Here is a 5290-nt window from a genome sequence, read left to right as displayed (position 1 = left end):
TATAAATATAATTTTTAACTAAGGATAAATAAATGAAGTATCTAATCATAGCACTAATTTCACTTGCTATAATGGGCTGTTCAGACAGCGACACATTAGCAAAAGTGGGTTCTCATTCAGTAAATAAAACAGAGTTTAATACTTACATGGAGGTTAAAGGTGTTAATAATAAATCCATTAGTTCGCAAAAAAGCATGTTAGAAAACTACGTTCATCGCTTGGCCATGACACAAGCAATAGTGGATCAAGATAGTGTACATACCGCTAAAATAGACCAACAAATATCGGACTATCGTCAACAATTATTAATGAACGCATATTTTGATGAATTTATTGCAAAAAATGTAACGGACGATGCCATTAAAAATTACTACAGTAGCAATGCCGCTCAATATGAAAAAGTAAAAGCGCATGTTGCTCATATATTATTTCGTATTCGCCCAGGCATGAACGAAAAAGAAATTGAGGTCGTTAAGTTACGAGCCTTTGAAGCGTCTAGTAAATTAAAGGCAGGCCAATCATTTGATGAGTATGCGAAAAATAACTCAGATGATGCGCTATCAGCAAAAAAAGGGGGAGATATGGGTTGGATTGTTCAGGGCAGTATAGACCCGGTATTTTCTAAAACAGCTTTTGAATTAAAGAAAGGTCAAATCAGTGAGCCAGTACGCACGGCATTTGGTTTCCATATCATTAAACTATTAGATGCTCCTAAAGTTGTAAAACTTGAATTCAATACCGTACAAGGTGAAATTCGTCACACATTAAAAGCAAAAGCGAAGCAAGCAGAACTAGAACGTCTTAAAAGTGATATTACGGTTGAGGTTTTTGCAGATAGGTTAATGAAGTAATGAAATTACTCGTTCTTTTAGTCTTAACACTCCCTATGTTATTAGCTTGTGACGATAAAGCTAATAATGTGGGTAATGATTCTAAAATTGTTGCTAGAGTTGGTGATGTGTATATTTCTGATCAAGAATTAGCGTCACAAATCGAAAGGCTAACAGGTTTAAGTTCTTTATCTAGTGAGCAAGAAAACATCAGGCATAATGTATTAGAAAGTCTTGTGCTATCAAAACTTATGTCACAAAAACAGAAAAATTTGATGAATAATGATGATGTTATTCAATTAGAACATGAAGTAAATGCTTATAGAGAAGAGCGTTTAACTCAGAAATACCTATCTGAGAATGTGACACCTAACCCTCCTACAAAACAGCAAGTTAACGTGTTTTATGAAGCTAATTTACATCGGTTTGGTGGTGGTGATTTTGCACAAATAGAATACTGGAACTTAACAAAAGATTGTCAGCTAAATAATAATAGTAAACTAAATAATGAGCAGATCAAAAAGCAATTATTAGAAGCCGGATGCAATCAGTCTCAGTATGTTGAGAGCAGCCTCAAAACAATACTTGCTAAAACCTTAGATGTAGACGTAGAAGAAATAACAAAAAATAAAGCATTTTGGCTTACAACTAACGAAGGGCAAAAAGTGGCCTTTATAAAGTCCACCGAGCAGCGCCAAGCAAAGCCTTTAGTTGAAGTGGCAGCAAGCATTAGGAAAATGCTAGCACCTATGCAACTTAAATTAGCCATCGCCGAAGCCAAAACACACCTTATAAAAGAAATGGAAATCGAATATTTCGATTAATTCACTATGACCCAGTTTAAAACAAGCTTATTTTGTGTGCTTTTATGCATGTCATTTACAGGTGTTGCATATGAGAACCAATGTGCATCTGTGTTCAGCAATGGTTTACAGTCTCATAACCTAGGGAATATTGAGATTGACCGTGGTGCTCGTATGCAAAATGGTTTGTCACATCAGTTATTTGCTAAAAAAGTAAAACTCAATCGCAGTACGGGTCATAAAAGCTGTGGTACTAAGGCTTGTATAGCTAATGGTTTATCAAGTACCGTCATGCCTGCATATTCGTTTAAATACTATAATCAAAATAATGTGCCTAGGCTCGGTAATAGCTTTAATCATAGATGGTGGTTTCAAACAGTTGAAATTTCTGAACCACATTATAAAAATGTCACTATAAAACCCTTTTCGACCGGTATATTTTCACACAGTGGTGGGCAGTTTATCGCCAAAAATATATTTGTAAAAACGGGCGCTAAACTTAAATTGAAGCCGGGTGATTACTGGGTTGAAAACCTGCACCTATCAACGGGTGCCGCTATCGAAAGCAATGGTCCAGGGCAAATACGCCTTTTTACACGCCAGCTTACAGGTGACTTTACCAATAATATTGGAAGTCAATCGTCACCACATCATATGCTCATTGTTTCTAAAAATATTAAGCTTGGCTCACACAGCAATATACATGCATTTATTTATGCAGATGAGAATATAAAATTAGGCTTTGCATCAAAAGTGAGTGGAGCATTATCGGGTAAAAATATTGAGCTTAAATCATATTCAAAAATTTCATTCCAAGCAGATAAAGCGCCATCCATAAACTTTGCTTGGTTATGCGATTTTGATAATGATGGCATTTATGATGGTATCGATACGGACGCCGATAACGATGGTTTTAGTGATGAGCTCGAGATACAAGCAGGCAGTGATATTTATGATGCACAATCGACACCTGCCGATTTAGATAATGATGGCTTGCCGGATGTAATAGACGATGATATTGACGGCGACGGTTATAGCAATGAACAAGAAGAAGCCGATGGCACAGACCCATACGACCCTGATAGTTTTAAATCAAATCCGCCGACGATTACGTTGTCCATTGAGAGTGGTCAAACCATCGAACAAGCAAATATTCATATTTCTGGGCTAGTTGGTTTTGGTGACTTAAACATATCGAAATTATTTGCTTATAACATTAATACACCCAATCAGATTCAACTTATCAATTTAAGCAGTGACGGCACATTTCTAGGTGAATTGAATTTAGTGGAAGGGCTGAACGAATTTGAAATAGTGGTAGAAGATACACAAGGCGCCCAAGCACATACCTCATTTACTGTAACGTATGTTATACCGTTCCAAATATTATCTGTCACACCCAGCAATGGCACTGACTTTTCAGAAGCCGTTATTACGATCGTGGCGGATATTAAATCCAATGTAGAGCCACAACTGCGTATTAATAATCAATTAGCCCAACAGCAGCTTATATCTGAAAACATGTATCAATATACATTAGAATATAGTTTAACACCGGGTTCAAATGACCTTGAACTTGTTGTATTAAGCGGTCAAAAAACCTTAAAGCAATCTTTGAATTACAGTTTTCAGCCCGCAGATATGTCGTTATACCCAGCGCCACACATTAACGTACTAACACCTAACAACAACACTCGAACAGCTCAGAGTGAGCAACCCTTAACGGTAGACATCACATCAAATGTAGGTGGGCTAACAGCCAGCATCAATAATAACCCTGTTAATATGAGTAAAAGCGGCGAAGATAAATACAGAATCGCACAGCCTCTGCATTTAACAGAAGGCCAAAACCAATACACAATCAAAATAACCGACGCACTAGGACAAAAAAGCACACAAACCTTAGCGTTGTTTAAAGACACCGCAGCCCCGCAAATAACGCTAGCGCAAAATTATTTAGCCCCTCCTGATATCAACACCGTGGCATCTAATCGTTTTACCATCAAAGGCAGCGTAATAGCGGATGATTTAGCGACTCTTAGTATTGCAGGCCAAGTTGTATCATTACAGCAAATTGATGCAACACACTATGAATTTGAACACAGAGTGAATATTGCAGCCAATCAAGAAACCTTGATCGCAATACAAGCTAAAGACACACTGGGCAATAGCAGTACATTGGCTTATTACTTTTATGCCAGTAGTAACCTAACAATGAGCTGGGTATCGCCGCAATTCCCCGTACAGTGGATATTGGAAATGGGGACACAACGCCCATTCGCCATCAAAACCAAAGATGCCTCAGGTAGTGAAAGCTATAGCATAGAATTAACGGGCCCAGATAAAAAGACAACCCTACCATTCACAAAAATAAATGATTTGCTAACGGGCTCATTCAGTGAAATAAACACAAAAGGCGAATACCAAATCAGTGTGACAGCCACTGAAAATGGTCAGCTGATAACCCAAATGCAAAATAAATTAACCGTAATCAGTCAAGACGACTTGCCTGTCGAAATCACTCACGTTCAACCAGTGGCCGAAAGCGCTAACCTAGAACCTGATGTCTCCATGCAAGTCAATTTTAATCGTCCAATTGATGTGAACAAACTCAGCATTGTTGCCCGTCGTACGTTGCACGGCAAAACCTATGTCAACCTAGATGCATCGGGTGTCGACTTTTTACATGCTAAAGGCATGCAATTATTACAAGTTGATGTTGATCGAGAGCAGGTGAGTGGCAATCTATCCATACTGCCAAATGACAGTGCGTTTGTATTTTATCCAACAGATGACCTCGGCTACAACGCGCAAATTGAATGGATCATTGCCTATGATGGTGCAGAGCTAAGCAAACAACGATTTACAACCCGACCATTGCCGACGGTAATCGATGGCGGCGTAAAAGATACCTTTAGTCAAAGCATAGAAGGCATAACAGTAGAAATAGAAGAGCTAGGGTTAAAAACCACGACCAATAATGACGGCGGCTATGCCTTTGGTTATGGCAGCACAGCAGCCGAAAACATTCCTAGTGGTCGATATCACATGTTGATTAATAAAGGTTATACCTATCCTAAATTGGGTGAAGTGCGTATTCCTGTTGATATTAAACAAGGCCGACGTAATCAATTGCCTTTGCTTCGTGTGCCCAATGTAAGCGATCAAGTACAGTGGATCAATGTGCCAACAGACGCAGAAAAAGTACGCTTAGCACAAGGTGAATTCAATATCGAATTTTCACCGGGAGCACGTTTACGTTTCCCTGATGATCGCCGAACAAACCGTGCCATACATGCTCAATTTATATCAGCCAGTAATCTCGTACGAGATGTCTACCCAGGGTCTGCACCATTGTGGTTTTACCAGTTACAACCATTTGGAATTAAAACCACAGGCCCGTTGAATATAAAAATGAAAGTACCAGCCTTAAACGGCAATATGGCTTATATGATGATGCAGCCGGGTGAAACAAAATACTCATTTTTACTTGGATACAACACAACCAAAAATGTCATAGAACCAATAGGCGTGGTCAAAATTCACAATGGATACATGGAAACATTAAAACCGGTAGAGCCAGCATCCATGGATTATTTTGGTTACACCCACACAAAACCAGAATACCACAGAGCAATTTAAACAATATGCAAACAA

The 5290-nt window shown here is 38.6% G+C and carries 3 protein-coding genes; all 3 read left to right on the top strand.

Annotated features, from left to right (window positions below):
• Window positions 1-32 precede the first annotated feature (32 nt).
• From ACU6U9_RS05920 to ACU6U9_RS05910, 3 genes are read left to right on the top strand one after another with little or no spacing between them, the layout of a single operon-like run.
• Entirely contained in the window at window positions 33-851 is an 819-nt protein-coding gene (locus tag ACU6U9_RS05920) for a peptidylprolyl isomerase (RefSeq protein ID WP_446734133.1), read from the top strand.
• Complete coding sequence (locus ACU6U9_RS05915; RefSeq protein ID WP_446734132.1) at window positions 851-1654, top strand: hypothetical protein; 804 nt, start codon at window positions 851-853, stop codon at window positions 1652-1654. The genes ACU6U9_RS05920 and ACU6U9_RS05915 overlap by 1 nt, the downstream gene beginning before the upstream one ends.
• Window positions 1655-1702: 48 nt before the next feature.
• Window positions 1703-5275: a hypothetical protein gene (locus tag ACU6U9_RS05910; RefSeq protein WP_446734131.1), complete on the top strand. Its 3573-nt coding sequence runs from the start codon at window positions 1703-1705 to the stop codon at window positions 5273-5275.
• The last annotated feature ends 15 nt before the right edge of the window (window positions 5276-5290 follow it).

Source organism: Pseudomonas sp. HK3 (assembly GCF_052920985.1).
This window is presented reverse-complemented; position numbering and strand designations above follow the sequence as displayed.

Bases quoted from the DNA above. Each gene is read 5' to 3' on its own strand.
- ACU6U9_RS05910 (WP_446734131.1), top strand. From the start codon at position 1,703: ATGTCATTTACAGGTGTTGCATATGAGAACCAATGTGCATCTGTGTTC.
- ACU6U9_RS05915 (WP_446734132.1), top strand. From the start codon at position 851: ATGAAATTACTCGTTCTTTTAGTCTTAACACTCCCTATGTTATTAGCT.
- ACU6U9_RS05920 (WP_446734133.1), top strand. From the start codon at position 33: ATGAAGTATCTAATCATAGCACTAATTTCACTTGCTATAATGGGCTGT.